Annotated in this window: 10 protein-coding genes and 1 pseudogene; 2 read left to right on the top strand and 9 right to left on the bottom strand. The window is 46.9% G+C overall.

Features of this window, described 5'->3' with window-relative positions:
- Positions 1-33: 33 nt before the first annotated feature.
- A pseudogene (locus ABZD21_RS11985) lies at positions 34-1,211 on the top strand (IS3 family transposase).
- Positions 1,212-1,461: 250 nt separating this feature from the next.
- Here the strand turns inward: ABZD21_RS11985 and ABZD21_RS11980 are convergent.
- From ABZD21_RS11980 to ABZD21_RS11950, 7 genes are all read right to left on the bottom strand, one after another.
- Positions 1,462-3,816 (bottom strand): glycoside hydrolase family 2 TIM barrel-domain containing protein, encoded by a 2,355-nt coding sequence (locus ABZD21_RS11980; protein WP_372775240.1) that lies wholly within the window; start codon positions 3,814-3,816, stop codon positions 1,462-1,464.
- Positions 3,817-3,839: 23 nt separating this feature from the next.
- Positions 3,840-5,171: a sulfatase gene (locus ABZD21_RS11975; protein ID WP_372775239.1), complete on the bottom strand. Its 1,332-nt coding sequence runs from the start codon at positions 5,169-5,171 to the stop codon at positions 3,840-3,842.
- Between the two features lie 23 nt (positions 5,172-5,194).
- On the bottom strand, positions 5,195-6,799 hold the full coding sequence (locus tag ABZD21_RS11970) for a sulfatase (RefSeq protein WP_372775237.1): 1,605 nt from the start codon (positions 6,797-6,799) through the stop codon (positions 5,195-5,197).
- A 33-nt stretch (positions 6,800-6,832) separates the two neighbouring features.
- Positions 6,833-8,623, bottom strand: a complete 1,791-nt coding sequence (locus tag ABZD21_RS11965; RefSeq protein WP_372775236.1) for a right-handed parallel beta-helix repeat-containing protein — start codon at positions 8,621-8,623, stop codon at positions 6,833-6,835.
- Between the two features lie 270 nt (positions 8,624-8,893).
- Positions 8,894-10,027 (bottom strand): hypothetical protein, encoded by a 1,134-nt coding sequence (locus ABZD21_RS11960; RefSeq protein WP_372775235.1) that lies wholly within the window; start codon positions 10,025-10,027, stop codon positions 8,894-8,896.
- A complete protein-coding gene (locus ABZD21_RS11955) occupies positions 10,027-11,952 on the bottom strand; it encodes an FAD-dependent oxidoreductase (RefSeq protein ID WP_372775234.1) in 1,926 nt (641 codons plus the stop codon). The genes ABZD21_RS11960 and ABZD21_RS11955 overlap by 1 nt, the downstream gene beginning before the upstream one ends.
- Before the next feature lie 15 nt (positions 11,953-11,967).
- Positions 11,968-13,596, bottom strand: coding sequence for a sulfatase (locus ABZD21_RS11950; protein WP_372775233.1), 1,629 nt, complete (start codon positions 13,594-13,596; stop codon positions 11,968-11,970).
- A 174-nt stretch (positions 13,597-13,770) separates the two neighbouring features.
- On the opposite strand from ABZD21_RS11950, the gene ABZD21_RS11945 reads away from it, so the two are divergent.
- Positions 13,771-15,408 carry a hypothetical protein gene (locus ABZD21_RS11945; RefSeq protein WP_372775232.1) on the top strand — a complete coding sequence of 546 codons (1,638 nt, stop codon included), beginning with the start codon at positions 13,771-13,773 and terminating at the stop codon, positions 15,406-15,408.
- A 7-nt stretch (positions 15,409-15,415) separates the two neighbouring features.
- Here ABZD21_RS11945 and ABZD21_RS11940 read toward each other — a convergent pair whose 3' ends face one another.
- Together ABZD21_RS11940 and ABZD21_RS11935 are read right to left on the bottom strand one after the other, a co-directional pair.
- Complete coding sequence (locus ABZD21_RS11940) at positions 15,416-16,675, bottom strand: MFS transporter (RefSeq protein WP_372775231.1); 1,260 nt, start codon at positions 16,673-16,675, stop codon at positions 15,416-15,418.
- Between the two features lie 25 nt (positions 16,676-16,700).
- Positions 16,701-18,752: a family 16 glycosylhydrolase gene (locus ABZD21_RS11935; protein ID WP_372775230.1), complete on the bottom strand. Its 2,052-nt coding sequence runs from the start codon at positions 18,750-18,752 to the stop codon at positions 16,701-16,703.
- Position 18,753: the final 1 nt, after the last annotated feature.

The raw sequence follows: 18,753 nt of genomic DNA, 5'->3' as shown, positions 1-18,753 counted from the left end.
CGGTAGGTTAAGTACAATTTATTTACCTACATTATGAGTCCTATGAGAAAGAAGTTTGACAAAGAATTTAAGAGAAAGGCAGTCGAATTATCGTATGCAAGAGGGAACGCGAGTGAGATTGCAGATGAACTTGGGATCGACCGAGCATTACTTTACCGATGGCGCAAGGAATTTAGTCAGTACAAAGACAATAGTTTCCCCGATTACGGGAACCCGAAGATGTCGGATTTGGAGCGGGAAAATGCTCGTTTGCAAAAAGAGCTTCGAGAAGCCAGGATGGAGCGCGATATCCTAAAAAAGGCAATCAGCATCTTCTCCGTGAGCGATGGGAAATCTACCAATTTATAAGTGATCACCGCAATCGATTTTCTATTGAGATGATGTGTAAAGCATTCAAAATAAGCAAAAGCGGTTATTACCACTGGCTTCAGAACGGAGAGTCAAACCGATGGAATGAAATTCAAAAGTTATTGGTGGAAATTAAACGGATCTCTCAGGATAGTGGTCAAAGCTATGGAAGCCCACGGATGACCGAGGAACTCCGTTCTTTAGGGTACACAGTTTCACGTCCGCGCACGGCTCGAATTATGACCGCAGCAGGGCTACAAGCCAAGCGGAAACGAAAGTTCAAAGCGACAACCGACTCTAGACACAAATACCCAATTGCTCCCAACCTGTTAAATCAGGATTTTTCGGTTACGGCTCCAGCAAAAGTTTGGGGTTCCGATATCACCTATATCAGAACAAATAAAGGTTGGATGTACCTGACTGTCATTATTGATTTATTTGATCGTTAGGTGATTGGCTGGGCCATGAGCAAAGGCTTAAGTGCGGAAGAAACGAGTATTCCAGCATGGAGGATGGCCGTAAAGAATGGTCCGATTACGGATGAACTAATTTTTCACTCAGACCTTGGTGTCCAGTATGCCTGCAATGCTTTTACCAATCTTCTGGAACGTGAGAAGTTGGTTAGCCGAAGTATGAGCAGAAAGGGCAACTGCCGGGACAATGCTGTGGCCGAAAGCTTCTTTAAAACGATAAAAGTTGAGTTGGTCTATCAACGGAGCTTCCTCGATCAGGAACAAGCCAAGTTAACCTTGTTTCGGTGGATCGAAACCTGGTACAACAAACGAAGAAGGCACTCGGCTTTAGGGTACAAAACAATAATCGAATTTGAACAACTAAATAATAATCAAACAATAGCAGCGTAGCGCTTAATTAGCCGTACAGTTTTTTGTTGCATATCCATAACAACAACATTGGGTTTTTCGAGTAAAACAGCGAGAGCTTTTGTCGACTGACTGCAGGCACCAACCAGCGCAACTGTAGTCAATGACATCATCCTAAAACAGTATTTTTCCTGAGTATTTTCATATCGATATATTTTTCGATTTTAAATGACATCAACAAATTATTTTTTTCGGACCGTCCAGGTCGCTTTTTCGCGAATGGCTATGTTGCCTACTCTGCAACTTTGAATTGACTGGCGGATGGCTGTAAACTTTCTGCTTTAGCGATAACCTTCACTTCGCCGGCTTTGGCTTTTATTCGCACCAAAGCCGTTGCAATTCCTGCCTCTGCTTTAATCGCCCCTTGGTTCATGATTTCAGCATTCTCGTTGATTTCGAGATTGATCTCTCCGTCGAAATTCGGATTGATGGTTCCGTTTTCATCCACGGCTGCGATATACAGAAACAACACATCATTACAACCGGCCTCTGCCCTACGGCCACTTTCATCCAACCATATTTTCAAGGCAGTTGGTTTCTTGGGTGTCCTTACGACTGACTCTGCAACTGCGTCCCCTTCGATATAACCAACCGCTTTCAGTTCTCCTGGCTCAAATGTTTCCATTTTAAATGTAAATGGCGGGTGACTCAGGTTTGCCGATATGGAGTCGCTGTCAGGATTTTGGCGGGCAATAAGCTCTCCGTTCAGGTAAAGTTCAACCTCATCACTGTTGGAGAAGACTTTCACATCAAGTGGCGATCGTTCATTCCAGTAGCTGGCAATTTCAAGCACCTTTCTGACTTCAGGACTTTCCTGACTTTGGTAGAAGTAGTATGCATATTTTGGCAACCGGAAGATGTCCATCAAACCTGAATACTCAATATCATCGTGGTATCCTCTGTTATAATCGTACATTACCCAGTAGCTGTCGGCAAATGCGGCTGTTGTCAGGTTATCGCTGTGCGCTTCCTGCACGTTGCGGCACTGGTTTAACAAACGCGCCTCGCCGTATCCCCGCTTTTGGCGGCTGCTGGTCTCGTAACGGGTGGTCTTGTCCATTTTATGTTGGTTCAAACCAGCATTGCTTGAGTAGTATTCCCAATCGCCGTATTCTGAAACAGAGTAGAATTTTGTTGTGTCGCGATTTTCATAATCTTCGCTGTGACCGATTTTGTGCTGACGGGCTTGCAGAAAAATGTCGTAAACGCCATCCATCCAGCCAGCGGTATAGGTGTATGTACTGGGATATTCAACATGGGCTATCCGGTGCAATTCTTCCTGAAAAAATATCGGCATCTGTGTTTCATTCAACGAAACCTCCCAGCCCAGTACGCAGGGATGATTTCGGTCCCGGCGAATCAGCTCTTTTGCCGATCGGTAGCAATAATTCCGGAAATGGTCGTTGTCGGCATAATACTGCCAGCCTAAAATTGCGTCCAGAACCACAATCCCAAGCTCATCGCAGGCGTCCATAAATGCAGGCGACTGCGGGTAATGCGACAAGCGAATGTAGTTGAATCCACCCTCCTTAATCTTTTTTGCATCGCGATATTGGGCATTATCCGACAAGGCATATCCTACAAACGGATATTCCTGGTGACGGTTTACTCCCCGCAGAAAAGTCTTTTCCCCGTTGATATAGAGTCCATCCTTTTCCAGTCTGAATTCGCGAATGCCGAAACGGGTTTCTTGTTTATCAACCGGGGTTCCGTCAACCAAAACAGTTGTTTCCAACGAATACATGTTTGGTGAACCAGGAGACCACAACATCGGATTTGAGACCGGAATATCAACTGTAGAAGAAATATTTCCATTCGGGCTTACAACCAACGTTTCAGATTTTTTCCCGGCCACAACAAGTCCGTTTTGAACAACTGATTGTACAACCTTAACTGATTTTGGCGTTTGGTCATCATTCTCGATGTGCGTCTTCACCCGCACAACAGACTCCTCTGCTGAGACCTTTGGGTAGGTAATAAAGATACCTCCTCCGGCAACAATACCGGCCTCATTGGAATGACTGACATGAACCTTGTCTTTTACAATCATCCAAGCATTGCGGTACAAGCCACCATACATGTTAAAATCCAGAATCTTTAGCGGCTTGGGCCCGGTAATTGGGTTATCCATATTATTCAGGCGAACTGCGATCATATTCCTTTCCCCGAAAAGAATATGATCAGTAATATCAATCACAACTGGCAAATACCCGCCATGGTGTTCAGATACCTCATTCCCGTTAATCCAAACTTGAGAATAGTTCATCGCTGCCTCAAGTTCAATAAGCAGCTTCTTTCCTTCCAAATCAGCCGACACAGGAAATGTTTTCCGATACCAACAGATTCCCTGCCATTGGTTATTAACAACCAGCGACTCCAGTCGGGCGGTGTGAGGCAGACTGACGGCCTCCCAATCGGCATCGTCCAAACCGGGACTCTCATACGAATCGCCCCAAAGTGTCTTATCGTTGAGCAGCTTGAACTTCCATCCTTGATTAAAATTCTGTCGCCCGATAATCTCGGCCTTCAAATTATGGCTGCCCGACAAAACGAATAACAGTATCAGCCCAAAAATTTTATTCTTCATCCTGGTTGTTTCAATTATTATCTTCAAAATTTAGTTACAGCCGTTTTTTCCCATTCCTCCAGTTCAGCATGAAGCAGTTTCGCTTTTTTCGGATTGACGAAAATCAGGTCACCGGCTTCGCCAATATCGTCGCGAATGTTGTACAATTGTGAGGGGCCCTGGTGATACTTGATCAGTTTCCAATCGCCGTTGATAATCGCAGCATACTGATTTTCGTACGAACGGAAAAAGTACAGATTACGCTCGGGGAATTCCTCACCATTGATCAGCGGCATCAGGCTTTTCCCCTGAATGGCGGTATCGCTGCATGGTTTACCGGATGCAATCTCCAGCAGGGTGGGAAAAACATCGAGCGTCTGAATTGGCACGTGACATACAGCTCCTGCCTCGGTTATTCCCGGGTAATACAAAATAAATGGCACCCTAGCCCCTCCTTCTCCCAGTGTATTTCCACCTGTTTTCGCTCCGCGCAAAGGATAGTTCGAGAAAAATCCACCTTGATCTGAGGTAAAAATGATAATGGTGTTGCCGGCAATTCCTTTTTCGGTCAGTGCTTTTCTTAAACGCCCCAGCGATTCGTCGAGTGCGGTTACCATGGCTCCATATTCAGCATAGCGATCCTCCCAGCCCAGATCTTTGTAATGCTGAATTAAGTCTTTCCGTCCGATTTGAGGACCATGCACGCCAAAATGAAAAAGCGAAAGCTCGAAAGGCGCATCCCGCTCGTAATTTCGGATGAAATCCACTGCTTTATCTGTCAACAGGTCGGTCAGGTATTCGCTATGAGTTTTCGGAAAGGGATTGTCCTCCTTCCAATAGGGCGGATAATAATTTTGAGGATGGCCATGGGGGCATTCGCCGATTGCTTCGTCAAATCCCTGTTTGGAAGGATAAAAAGCCTCTCCGCCCAGGTGCCATTTACCAATGAAAGCATTGTAGTAACCCTGTTCATTTAAGCACTCGGCATAAGTCGTCTCTTCCAGCGGTAGCCAGTTGCGAGAAGGCATCTGCACCGGATCATTCGGCCACAGGTTGAATTCATCTGTTGTATTCTTCGGATCTTCATTCGTAACATGGCGCGGCATTGCAAATCGAATGGGCTCTTTTCCCGTCAGAAGCGATGCACGGCTTGGGCTGCATGTTGGCGTGGCAACATAGGCCCGGGTGAACTCCAGACCATCCTTTTTCAACTGGTTAATGTTCGGTGTATTGAAATCTTTGTTTCGGTAGCCCAGGTCGGCCCACCCCAAATCATCGGCAAAGAAGATGACGATATTGGGTTTTTCAGAAGCTGCCACATGCTCTGGAAGGCCAGCAAACAACATTCCGGCCTGTATAAATATTTTCAATTTCATTTGCTCGGGTTTGTTTTTATGATTCATTTATGGTTGACTTTCGATTCAATTAAATCCAAATCAACATCGCTGTCATGAATCCACTGCGAAGGAACATTTTCGTCGTTCATCTTTCGGTTATAAAAATTTCGGGCCTGACCTGCATACTCATATTGTTCGAAGATTTCGCCATTCCCCAAAATTCGCGGATCCTCTTGTTCTGTCAATTTCTCAATTAATTTCGATTTAAGCTTTTCCTTTAACTCTGAGTGAGCTGCTACAGCGGCCAGGTTAGTCATGCAATACGGATCTTGCTGTACGTTGTAAAGTTCTTCGGCCACCCGCTTGCCAAAATTCCACTGCCAATACCTCCAGTCGGAATTGTGACGACGGGTATTGAGGATGTAACTTTTTGTCGGACTTGCATCGCAATTGGGATATCCAACTTCGGGATTGCCTACCGGCCAACGCTCCGCTTCAAAATTGATCAGGTAAAGAAAGCCGTCTTCCACGATGCCCCGGATTGGGTAACCTTCATCGTCAGGCCGGCCAACATCGTGCCTCTCCTTTCCGATCAGCACATAGTCGCGTGAACTGGTTACGCGGCCATCATTTTCAGCATAAAGAATATCTGAGAGGCTTTTACCCTCAATGGACTGCATGCCTGCTGAGTGATCTGTCAATCCCGCCAGATCGAGAAAAGTCGGTGCAAAATCGATGAAGCTCACATAGTCGTCAACTACCCTTCCCGGATTTTTGATTCCGTCGGGCCACATGATTGCCAACGGCAGGTGGTTCGAATATTCATACTCCTGACCTTTGATACGGGGGAAAGGCATGCCGTTGTCGGCGCAAACCACCACAATGGTATTCCCGAGTTCTCCTGCCTTTTCGAGTGTTTCCAGCATCTTCATCAGCTGCATATCGAAATACTCAAGTTCGAAGGCATAATCCAATAGATCAGTTCGAACTGTATCCACGTCGGGCCAAAAGGGCGGCACTTCACGAATCTCTTGCATATATTTGCCACCTTTTCTGATTCCGGATCCATAGTCATAGGATCGGTGGGGTTCGTGTCCGCCATACCAAAAACAAAAGGGCTTGTCTTCAGGGCGCAACTTCAGGAACGTTTCAAAATTCGCTGCATAATCGATATCTGAAATACTGCTCGTAGGTGGTTCGGTTTTTATTTCATCGATCTTCGGACCGGCAAGTTCCCGTTTTTTCCCGTTTACTTTGCCGGGGTCGCCCGGAGACCAGCCTTTGGCTACACTTCCGACAAAATAGCCGTTTTCGCCCAGGGCTTCGGCATAGGTTTTAAACCGAGCCGGGAACCGGGGATTGTGGTTGCATGCCTCCGCCAGTTGCCAACTGTTTCGGCCGGTTAAAATACATGCCCGCGAAGGTGCGCATTTGGCATTTGGCGTGTAGGCATTGGTGAACAGGATGCCATCATTGGCTACTCTGTCGAAAGCAGGTGTTTTGATCCATTCACAGCCGTAGGCTCCAAAACTTTTCCAGGATGCATCATCAGCAATGGCAAATAAAATGTTGGGCTTCGGAGAAGCTGCTTCCGCCAGGCCGGCAAGAGTTAGCAACGCCAATGCAGCTCCGGCTATTTTCAACAATCTGTTTTTCATTTTCTTCATTTTCTAAACTATTTCGCAACGACAAAGGAGTACCTAAAAACCTGCATTAGATTCCATCATCAGCGATTGTCCGGATGTTTGATCCGACGCAATACTTGTTTTGCAGATCCCCTCGTAACTATTCCGGGTTAGGCTGACGTTTTTGCAATTTGACAACTCAATCAGCGGGGCATCAGGATAAAGCGGTTTGGCATCAAATGTCTGAATGATCGTGTTTCCTTTTACAACTAAACCATCAACCCTATCTGCCCATACGATGCGGTTATCAAAAGTCGTTATCTTATTGTTTTCAAACCGAATGTTGCGGTCGTACGTCAGGTGGGAGTTATAATTTGAACCCAGTTTTGGAGTAATGAAAAGCACCGCATGCTCGGTTCCGCTGTAGGCACAGTAATCGAATGTATTGTTACGAATGACAACATCTTCAACCGCCCCTGATTCAAACCAGAAAAAAGTTTCGCCCCTGAAAAGAATTGAGGACATCATAGATGAGAAGTAGTTATTCTCAACAACTGTTTTCAGCGGCGTTTTCAGAACGACATTCCGCGCCCGGTGGTCACGGATCGTACATCCGCGCATAGTAAAAGTCGGGTTCCAGGTTTTATTTTCCAGCACATCGCCAATTTTCAGATCTTTGGGCAAGGGTCTTTCAAATTGAAGATCGATAAAACGTTCGTTTACCGGCTTTGCTGCCAGGACAATATTAACTTCCCCTCTGCCCGGATCCGGGCTTTTTACAAACCAAACTTCATCCCCCGGAGCGGCAAACTCAAACCCATATTGCTCGAAATGTTTCAGTTCAACCTGCACCGCGTCTTCGTTGAGTATTTTACTGACTTCGACATAAGTACCATGAACATTGGTTCCATCGTCGAGCATATTTTCGAAACGGCAGTTTTCGATTAAAATATCGCCTTTACAATTCGCAAAGTGCGTTGCGTCAGCGGTGGATGATACGACGCGCGACGAACCTTCGCGCAGGTAGACTCCGCAATTTAAAATCGAAATATTTTCCGTCCGCTCAAACAAATACGCCATCCCCAACGCATGATGTACCACTGTATTTTCAAAAAGTACATTTTTAGATGCTTTCACTTGAAAAGCCGGAGCGTAGCGGTCGTGTTCCCGATCTCCTTTTGAGCACAAAACGTCCCCCTCTTCGGGATAGTGTTTCAGTGTCTCGTGAATGCGTAACATTCCACATGGCATTTCTTCCACCCATCTCGGCGAGCTGTGAAAATCCCAGGCTCCGTGCGCGACTCGACTTTCAACTTTATCGAAAGCCATCGTGCTGCCTAATTCCGGATAGATAAATCCGTCGATATTTGGGAATTGTATTTGTTCGTTTTTCAGTTGCCATGAAAAGCCATCCGTATAAGGCAAAACGTCAATCCATTGTTCCTCTTCATTGACGGCAAGAACCTCGCTTTGGAAAAGAAAAGGAATATCCCAATCAATTGTCAGGTTCCGTACTTGAATTTTATCACAGTCATCGAATAAAAACGGCATGACTTGTCCGTGAAAAATAAACTCAGAACCGTTGCCTTCGATCTCTACAGATTCATAACCTTCAAAATTGAAAATGATCTTCTTTAATCCGTTGCCATGATTGGTCACGACGCAGTATTTTGCCAAAGCGTAATCAGGTCGAAAGAAATAGGTTCCCTTTTCAAACACCAGTTTGATATTCTTATCCGTACAGCGTACCATTGCTGCGCGAACCACTTCTGTCATATCGTCGCCAGATGAAGAAAGACGAAGGATCTGTTGTGCCCCGGCCTTCAGTGTAAAAATCAATAGGAAAGTGATTATTTTTAACTTCATTTCAATAGAATTCTTTTGTACTCTTAAACTATACCCGGGTATTATTCTAAATCGTATTATTTCAATTGTTATTAGAAGTTACAATATCGGCAATACCGCTCTTTTTTGATTTATTCTTTTTACCCGGTATTGGCACAATTTTACCCCCTGATTAACCATAAAATGACTCAGATTGAGGAAAAATGACTTAACTTTTTACTGTGTCTTCGACATCTTAGCTACTAATTACGGGTTACTTTCAGACTTTTAATCAGATCGGCAGACAAGGTCTTAAAAATATTCGGCATTGGCCGTTCTATACTTCCGAAGTACAGCCTCCTGCTCAGCAGAGAGTTTCTGATTATTCAAAAACCAATACGCCCTGCGGCTGATTAGAATACTTCTGTCAAGAAGTAAAATTAATTTCTCATTTATGAGTTCACTTCCGGCATTTTTTTGCTCCATTAATCTCAGGAACAAATCCACAACTTGATACGAATCTAACCCGGGCAATAACTCGCCGATTTGGTCAAAATAACCCGCTGGTGCTAGCTTTTTGGTTTTCAGCAATGAATTTAGAGAAGCCACCTTTTGAAATTCATCATCTGTACTCACTAAAAGCCGCAACATTGAAAAGTAAACCGAATCAGGAGCTTGCTCCAAATAACGGATTTGATATCCACTCCATTCACGCATATCGGAACAGGAACTCCGAACGACTGAAGCAACAGTCTCAGGATCAAACAAGCGCCGCCTGGAGATTTGGTCAATGGCATACAGCTTCAAATTATCTTCGGCGTCAAGGTAACTTCTTAGGATAACCGGGCTCAATGCGTCTCCGGATATTCGTCTGATCGAGTCACAGACATCGCCATTGCCCCACCTCCACAGCGTGTAGCAAGTCAGTGTCGCTCCCCTGACTGTTGCATTATCGTCGAGCACGATTGTAGTAGCTCCTGAGATAGCGTCAACACCTTCAGAACTGCTGGTTTTCGTAATTTCACTCAGGGAGATCCCGCCGAAAGGAGAAGTTTTATCCTGAAGAATACGATCTAACTTTTGGCAATCTTTCTTTGAAAATGGCTTGCCTTTATTTTTCTCAAGTTTGTTGCGCTTCTCAAGTTCAAAGCGTTGATATTCTCCAATCGGATTCCAGAAAATCCGAACGGGAACTATTTTACATACACTGTCGTCACAATAGACGGAAGGGACATCCAAAAAAAATTCGCTTGGCAGCCCATTGGGGCTCTTTCGTTCCACCAGGTCGTACACTACCGGTTCTTCCAAAAAATGAGCCGGGTCAGAGAGGCCGACTCGATGAATCGTCCCTCCTGGATCCGTTCCGGGTGCAAGTACTCCATGCCGGTTAGCACTGCAAGCTAACACAACCAATATTAAAGCAGTATAGAAATAATACCTGGTCATTACGAGTAGCAGCGTACCTCAAACAATTTTGCGATTTTAGCGCCATAAGTTTCCTTTAAATTAATACGAACAGCTGTAGTCCTGACTGTATCAAAATTGAATTTCACCAAGCGGGTTTTATTCTTTTCAATTGAACCAATCTTCACCCATTGCCCATCTACTCTTGCTTCCAGATTGAGCGTTTTCATAAGTTCAACAGGAACATCATTCCAATGCGCATCATCCACGGTCGACTCTTTGAGCATCATCAGGTTACGTTTTACATTTGTATCACACTTCAGCTCTACTTTCGACAAATCAACCGGCTTTTCCCATTCCATTTGCACTGTTGACGGTAAGCCTGCAGAGGCCCAATGGTGGATTGTGCCCTCGAAATCGCGCGACACCCCATCGGTAAGCAATTTTGCATCGCCGCTCGATGTGGAAGAGGCAAAAACTGTGGCCGCTTTTGTCGCCAAATCAAGCGGATCGTTGGCCGGACGATTCGGTATAAAAGCATCGTCGCGCAGCAATTGCTCCTGCAATTCACTAACATGCTTAGAGGCAATATCACGCGGATTAACTCCCTTGGCTGCACAAAGAGCAGCAGCTGTTCCTGCGGCCTGTCCCATTAGCGAGCACGTGGCCATTACTCTCGACGACGACAAAGCGATATGTGTTTGGCTGATGTTACGCCCTGCGAACGAAAGGTTGGCTATGTTTCTGGAATATAAACTCCGGTAAGGAATTTCGTAAACACGATGGAAATAGTGGTGGAAATAACTTGGCGGGTCGGCGAGATTTTCGATCCCTGCCCAGCAGTGCTCGTCGAGCGACCAACCGCCATAAGCTACAGCATCGTCAAAATGGCGGTGTTCAGTAAGGTCCTTTTCCGAAAGGATGAAATCGCCGATAAAGCGACGCGATTCCCGCCGGCCAGGCAATGAGCCAACCCACTCCAGAGCCATATTTTCAGCCTCCGGAAACTTGCCCGAGTTTTTAATGTAATCCCATACTCCGTGCAGGTAGCCCATCAGCTTGTGCCGAATCTTTTCAGCATCAGCAATAATATCATCATTGCTTCCAACTTCGATCCACCAAATGCCGTTTTTGAAATTGATCAGCTTGCGTTTGGGGTTCGACTTATCTCCCTCATATTTAATCACGTAGTGCGGCGGCTCATAAGGCATGGGCTTTCCGTAGTCGCGGGCCGAAATGAGCAGTGTAGCACCCATCTGCCAACCATCGGGTTGGTCGGGAGCGTATTGTTCGTTGAATTCGGCTTTCCCTTCCCGGCCGGTACGGTACTCCGCTCCGGCAGTAGCTGCAAGCAAACCATCGCCCGAACAATCAATAAACTGCTTTGCCTCCAGGGTATATTCCATTTCGGTAGTTGCCTGCCAGCATATGGCCGCTTTAATTTTAGTACCGTCCATCACCGCTTCTACAGCCTGGGTGTTCAACATCAGCGTCAGGTTGGGCTCCCGGATAACGAAGTCATACAACACATGATCCCACACCGGGAAGGATTCCTGTTTGTTATTGAATCGGTTATGCAACAGAATTTCTTCAATGACCCCTGTTTCGCGCTCCGGTTTGTTGTCGGGACGAAGGTGCGACACACCATGAACATGCACACGCATCTCGCTGGAGCTGTTTCCGCCCAACACCGGCCGATCCTGCACCAACACGGTTTTTGCACCGTTACGGGCTGCCGACACAGCAGCACAAATACCCGTCAATCCGCCGCCTAATACCGCTACATCATACCGTTGCGTCTCTTTCCGATTGGGCATTTCTTTCTTCCCGCTTCCCAAATGGGTCCATTTATCCAATTCCCGGTCACCATAAGCCTGCTTGCTATTGGAAGCACTCCCTGCCAACGGGATCAAGCTGGTGGCCACAGCTGCAGTAGCCCCTTTTCTAAAAAAATCTCTTCTTCTCATATTGGTATTAGTAAGTTAGTTATTGCTATTTTCTTTCGGCAAATTACCTTTCCAACCTGCCTCCAGTTGCGCCATCAAACGGGCAACCAGCTCGGGATTCTCGGCGGCAATATTTTTTGTTTCGAGCGGATCATTAAGGTGGTCGTACAATTCAATAAACAAAGGATTTTCACCAGGTTTTCGGTCATCTTTCCAGGCAATCAGCCGATAGCGTTCGGTACGCATGGCATAGCCCATCAGGTAATTCTCGAACAATTCGCGATCCCACTTTCCCTTTTGCTGAAGCTGAATTCGTTCTTCCACCTCTTCGAGAAGCGGTCCAAAATAAGTTTCGCGCATGGCCGGCCTCAACGGGAAAGCCCCCCATTCTCTCAGCGCCGGAGTTGGAAACTGGCTGAATGCAGCGGATTTCCATGGACGATCGGGCTCACTCAACAACAGCTTAAAGCTACAGCCCTCCAACTCTCCGGGTTCCTCAATGCCAGCCAGATCGCATAAAGTAGGATACATATCCACCAACTCCACCAATGCATCACTACCTTTTCCACGGCTACCTTTCGGCATATCCGGAGTCCAGATCATAAACGGAACCCTGGTTGAAATTTCATAGTTGGTGGCTTTTCCCCAGATTCCCATATCACCCAGATGAAAACCATGATCGCTCCATACAATAATGATTGTATTATCACGAACGCCAGCCTCATCGAGCGCCTCAATCATTCTTCCAATCTGTGCATCGATGTAACTCACGCAGGCCAGGTAAGCATGCTTCAGGGTCCGTGCCAGTTCCGGATCAAGGTCGCCTTGCTTGGGAATTCCATCCCGCACACGAAGTTCGAACGATGGGTGAATTCCCATCTCTGCGCCTTCCTCCGGCGCTTCGGGTTGCACAGATAGCGGTATTTGGTCCCGGTCGTAGTAATCCCAGTATTTCTTGGGGGCAATCCAGTTCAGGTGCGGCTTATGCATACCCAGCGCCAAGAAAAAAGGCTTCTCCCCTTTTGCCAATTCCTTCAAGGCGGTGATGGCTAAATCCGTATTGTAACCGTCGACATACGCATTGTCGGGAACATCTGCACATTCGTAAGCCGGTCCGCTGGCCAAACCATATTTCGCCACTTCGCCATATTTGGCAAACATGGCTTTTTTCGTTTCGAGGGTAATGTCTTTGTTATCCTGAAGAGCAAAGCCGCTCCGTTGATTTGCCTTACGAGCCTCCTGCAGTTGCGGGTAATTCCACGATTGCTCATCCTCATCGCCATGATGAAAAATTTTGCCGTACGAAACAGCATCATACCCATTGGCGATAAATGTTTGCGGAATGGTAGCCATGTTGGGCAGATTTTTCCTGAACGGTATGTAATTGTGCGTGATGCCGCTGGAATGCGGACGGATTCCGGTCATGAGGCTTGCCCGGGAAGGGCCGCAGATCGCCTGCTGGCAATAAGCCCGGCGAAACAGCATGCCTTCGCTTGCCAACTTATCCAGGTTGGGCGAAACAGCAATATCAGATCCGTAGCACCCTAATTCTGTCCGCAGATCATCCACACCAATAAAAAGGATATTTGGCTTTTGCTGCTGAGCACCGGTCGGACTGCATCCCAAAACAAGAAGAACCGAAGTTCCAATAATTGATTTTTTCATAAGCAGGAAATTGGTTTGCTCGTGGTTTTTTGATTGTACTAAATTAGCCCGACAGGTCTTAAAAATCGAAAAATTCCCCCTAACAAAAACTTAATCCGACCAAATTTCAACTTAATTCCACCTTAATTTCCGACGGGAAAACTTATCTTCACATAAAAATACATCCCACTGAATATGTGCACGATAGCAAACCACTTCCAAATCAATCTCCGACAAATCTTCCTTTGGACGATTTTATTTTTCCTTTTTGAGAACTTACATGCACAACAATTCAAGGACTACACCTTTGAAGGTCTGATCTCCCCAGAAATCAGTTCTGATTCGGTGGCACCAATACTAAATTCGCGATATCATCAAGCCATCGCCGAACAGGATACTTCAGATGCGATCCGCTCCCTGCTGTCGATGAGCGCACTGGAACGCAAACAGCTCAACTATATGCTTGCCGTAAACCATTCGGGCGAAGCGCTCTTTCTGGCCGGGGAGTACAAAAATGCACGCCTACTCGCCCGTGCGCATGAAGAGTTCGGTGTGCTGAACTACCTCTTCAAGCAGGATGATGAGGCCGGTGCAAATTTCAAGAGGTCATACACCTTTTATCGCACAGCCCTTCATAAAGGACAGGTTACGCCTGCTGAGCTTTACGCACCCTACTACAATTTACTGCTGTATTACCAGCGAATTGAAAATGCCGCGCTGCTGACGGCTTATGCAGACAGTTGTCGGCAACTGACAGAGGCAGTCGGGATAGAAAACTCCCACACCCTGTTTTTAACTGAGAAAAGCGCTAGTCTGCTGATGAAACAAGGCCAGCACCATCAAGCCTTACCGCTTTTAGCAGCAGCAGCCCACGAGCTGGAAAACCTGGCAAAAAGTGGTGCTGTGCACGCCAGCACAAAAAGCTTCCTGATCATCCTGTATGCACAAATTGCCCAGTGCTACCAGGCAACCGGCCAAGCTGAACAGGCCAAATCATTCTTTCAAAAATCGCTCTTGGTTGAAGACACAAACGGCGAACACACCTTTTACCGGGCCTATGTTTACCGGCGATATGCGCAGTTGCTTTTTGAGGACGGTGACAGCCGCAAAGCCTTCGTCAACCTAATGCTTGCCAACGACATTAACGAGAGGTATCTCAATCCCAGAAATGAAAACACGCAGGGCTTTCTTTCGTTGAAAAATCCGTATTTAGAGGAATTGCAGAAAAAAAACAAGGAACTAAACGCCAACAAATTGGCCTTGGCCGAAAGCACCGGAGAAGCCTTGCGCTTCCGAATCTCTTTCTTTATCACCCTTTTTTTACTGATCAGTGCAGGCTTGATTATCCTGATTCGGGTACAGCGCTTAAAACACCTGCGCGAGAAAGCAAAAAATGAAGAAGAACAGCATCTAGGCCAAATGCTGCTGGAAGAAAAGAACAAAGAACTCACCACCAACACCCTTCAACTCATCGAAAAAGAAGAGCTTATAAAAACCTTGAGTGAATTGATTTCGAGGAATCCGACCGATGATACTTCCAAAAAAATACTATCGAATATTGAAAAACGCTCCGGTAACCTGTGGGAATCGTTCAATGCCCGGTTTGTGAGTCAGAACGAAAACTTCTATGAGCGTTTGCAGGCTAAAGTTCCCGACCTGAGCTCGACCGACCTGAAGATCTGTGCGTTGATCAAACTCAATTTTTCGGGAAAAGAAATGGCCTATTTACTGGGCATTTCACTGGGAAGTGTTCATGTAGCCCGTCATCGCATCCGTAAAAAGTTAAACCTCGAACGGGATGTCAATCTGACGAGCTACATCAACGCTATCTAAAACCGGATCAGGCTTCCGGTTTGAAGGTCTCTTTCAGCAGAACCGAGCACAGGATGGCTCCCACAAATGCCAAAGGCATAATCCAAATGGAGGTTTGCAGAGCAGCCTGAAGTTGTTCGGTGCTTGCATCTGCACCACCTCCAAACAACTCGATCAACACTCCGAACAAGGGCTGACCGATAGCTCCGATTCCCATTAAAACCACGGCAGACAAGCCATTGGCCGTACCCAGCACCCGGTCTTCGTTCGACTCGGCAATAACAGGATACCCAATACTTTGCGCGGCAGTAATCAACCCGAGCAGGAAGAACAGCACATAAAAAAAGCCTGCGCTTGTAACTGGCGGGAAGATAATCAGCAACATCACCAGCAGAGACAATATGCCGCCGCCGATCATGGCCTTTTTACGCGATTTCAAACGGTCGGAAATCAATCCACTCAGCGGAGACCCGATGATGGTACCGATAAATATCATGCCGATGATGCCGGTGAATGTAGCCTCCGAAAACTCCGGATTGACAAATTTCAGGTAAGTGGTTCCCCACATGGCACCAAGCAGCAGAACGGCCAGGTTGAGGAAGCCAATGTACATACCGGCCAACCAGTTTTGCAGGTTTTTGGCAGCCAGCTTCAATCCATCCAGCAAGGACAATTGAACGGTCGATTCGCCGGCAGCCTGATAACCAACCGGATAATCTTTCAGGAACACCAACGAAACCAACAAGATTACCACGCCAAGAATGCCGTTCATAATCATGGCCGTTTGACCGCCAAACGAATTGATAAGCGCCAGTAACGGAGCACCGGAAACCCATCCGCCCAAAACGGCGAAAGCCACCAGCAAGCCGGAAACCATGGCCAGATGCTTTGACGCAAACCAACGGGGTGCCAGCCTGAAGGGTGCCATAAATGCGATACAATGAGCAACCCCGGTAATAAACCGAAGTACCGAAGCTGTAAAAGCGTCGCGGGTAAAGGCCATGCCAAGTACGCAGAGCACATCGAGCAAAACCATCAGCAAAATGATTTTTCGTACCGAGAACCTATCGAGCATAATGCCTGCGGGTATCAAAAACAGCACTGTTCCGTACAAAAATGTGCCGGCAAAATTGCCAAAGGCAGCTGTGTTGACCAGCGAAAGCTGGCTCATAAAAAACAGTTTCATGGCCTCAGTACTGAACAAGGTCATTTGAATGAAACTGTAAAAGAAAAAGGCACCGGCCGTGAATACGACCAATGCGGATTGTTTTGAATTTGATTTTTCCATTCGTATAGTTAATTGGTCATAAGAATCAATTTACAATCAATTTATGAACTTTCATCCCCGCTTTCACAAAATACATCCCACGTGTAAAGCTTGAGATATCCACCTCGACTGCCTGGGAAGACTGAATTTGCCGAAGCAGCACCAACTCACCCATGTTGTTGTAAAAGTAAACGGGGACCTGTTCGTTACTCACCGATGCATACTCGATTTTTATGGAGTGGGAAGCCGGATTGGGATAGACCGACAAAACCGAATCGGATGTTTTTTTAAGCGGATTAGCTGATGAAGTTGACAAAGCGATTTCAATCGGGTAGTACTGCTCCTTCAACATCACATTCTCACCGCCACCTTTTGAAGTCCGGAATACGGGTTGCAGCACGTATTTATTCCCTTCGGGCAAAGTCGAGCTGGCTTGCCATCCATTCAGTGAAAAGCTGAAGGAGGCCGTACCCGAGACTTTTCCTACGGCGCTGGCATCAACCTGCTCCACTTCGCGGACAACGGTGCCGTCGGCCTGAATTTCCAGCAGTTTGCAGGAAACACCGCCCCAGCTATCAGCCAATACCGAATGGTCGTTTCCGGCAAAATACCGGCAATCGAAATTCAGCACACCACCCGACTGGAATTCGGCATTGTAATACTTTTCGCGGTCCGCATAAAGCTGTGCCGGTGTGTTCCAAACCCGGACATAGTCGCAATACATCTCTGTCGGGAATCCGGGCTCAGGGGTTGACTCCGGGTAGGGCATCACAGTTCGAACACCATCAATGTACTTTTCATAGGGCGTTCTCAAACCCATGGAAACAGTGAGGCGCATGGGCAAATGCCAGTAGTGGTTCTTTTTTGCTCCCCGTTGAATGCCATCAACATACCAGAAAATCGAGTCAAGTCGGTTCCACACGGCATAAGTGTGATATTTGTCGCGAGGATCCCAGGGTGCATCCCAGGAGTTATGTGTCAACTCCGAATCGCCCTGCCCGGGCCGTTTCCAAGTTAAAACACCGTTCTCAATAATCCGCGTGTGAAGGTTCATCTCCAAACGCTGTAATTCGTTCGCCACCTGGAAAATCTCGATGGCATCAATCTCGCTGTATTGAACACCGCCTTCCTCGGTTGGGGTAGGTTGCCCCACGCTGTACACCCAGAAGGCAGGACAGGTTCCCTGGCCCTTGTCACTGGCTTTTATCTTTGCTTCGAAATAGCCGTAGGTAAATTCCTCGCGCACCTGAGCAATGCCCGAGGTAAAATAATAGTCCGTTCCTCCCCGGCTGTGCTGTTGCTGTTTCATGCGCAAGGTCAGCACCGTGTCTGTAATGTACGCATTCTCGGGCTCCCATGACCAGGTTCCCCAGTCGCCGACATCGGTATTCCATTTGGCCTGGTCGATGACCGGATTGTTGAACTCATCGGAAAAGTCGGGATTGATCTCCCAATTGAAATCGGGATCCAGCAGCGGTGAGTATTTCACATCCGCACTGCCACTTCCGGTGTCTTCGAACAGCCCGATCTGGTCAACATATAAAGTGGAAGATCCGGTTAGTCCGTTGTAGTCAGTTCCGTATATGCGCAAACCGGTTTTCATTTCGGCAATATCGGCCGAAAATGTGACGACTTTCGAAACGGTCTGCCAGCTGCCGGTTGCCACTTCCGAGAGCGGGATGTTGAAACTGATATGGCCGGTTAGCGACGCCGACTTTTCGGCCATGAAAACAGTAATCCTCGACGGAGCGGTTCCTTCAATAAAAACCTTCGCCTGGAACAGATAAGTTCCGGCAGTTACAGCAATGTTCCCCACCGGAAAATCCGGGTTGATTCCTCCCAGAACAGCATTGGCATTTCCTGCAGTAGGGAGAGCAGCGTCGGGGCAATCGAACTTTACCGCCCGTGTGCCGTCAAAAACTTTATCGGTCACAATGGTGCAGGTGTATGAATTCGACGGTTGAGCAGTGCTGTTTACCCAAAAACCGACTTCGAACCCGGAAATATCCACGGGATAAAGATTGGTTTGAGCATGACCAACAAATAGGGTCGCAAAAAAGGCGACTCCGGTAAGAAAATATTTCAAGCAAGTTTTCATA

This window comes from Mangrovibacterium sp. (assembly GCF_041596335.1).
Lineage (GTDB): Bacteria > Bacteroidota > Bacteroidia > Bacteroidales > Prolixibacteraceae > Mangrovibacterium.
This window is presented reverse-complemented; position numbering and strand designations above follow the sequence as displayed.

Excerpts from the sequence above, each read along its gene's own strand:
- ABZD21_RS11965 (WP_372775236.1), bottom strand. The coding sequence starts at position 8,623 with ATGAAGTTAAAAATAATCACTTTCCTATTGATTTTTACACTGAAGGCC.
- ABZD21_RS11945 (WP_372775232.1), top strand. The coding sequence starts at position 13,771 with ATGTGCACGATAGCAAACCACTTCCAAATCAATCTCCGACAAATCTTC.
- ABZD21_RS11980 (WP_372775240.1), bottom strand. The coding sequence starts at position 3,816 with ATGAAGAATAAAATTTTTGGGCTGATACTGTTATTCGTTTTGTCGGGC.
- ABZD21_RS11940 (WP_372775231.1), bottom strand. The coding sequence starts at position 16,675 with ATGGAAAAATCAAATTCAAAACAATCCGCATTGGTCGTATTCACGGCC.
- ABZD21_RS11950 (WP_372775233.1), bottom strand. The coding sequence starts at position 13,596 with ATGAAAAAATCAATTATTGGAACTTCGGTTCTTCTTGTTTTGGGATGC.
- ABZD21_RS11935 (WP_372775230.1), bottom strand. The coding sequence starts at position 18,752 with ATGAAAACTTGCTTGAAATATTTTCTTACCGGAGTCGCCTTTTTTGCG.
- ABZD21_RS11960 (WP_372775235.1), bottom strand. The coding sequence starts at position 10,027 with ATGACCAGGTATTATTTCTATACTGCTTTAATATTGGTTGTGTTAGCT.
- ABZD21_RS11975 (WP_372775239.1), bottom strand. The coding sequence starts at position 5,171 with ATGAAATTGAAAATATTTATACAGGCCGGAATGTTGTTTGCTGGCCTT.
- ABZD21_RS11970 (WP_372775237.1), bottom strand. The coding sequence starts at position 6,799 with ATGAAGAAAATGAAAAACAGATTGTTGAAAATAGCCGGAGCTGCATTG.
- ABZD21_RS11955 (WP_372775234.1), bottom strand. The coding sequence starts at position 11,952 with ATGAGAAGAAGAGATTTTTTTAGAAAAGGGGCTACTGCAGCTGTGGCC.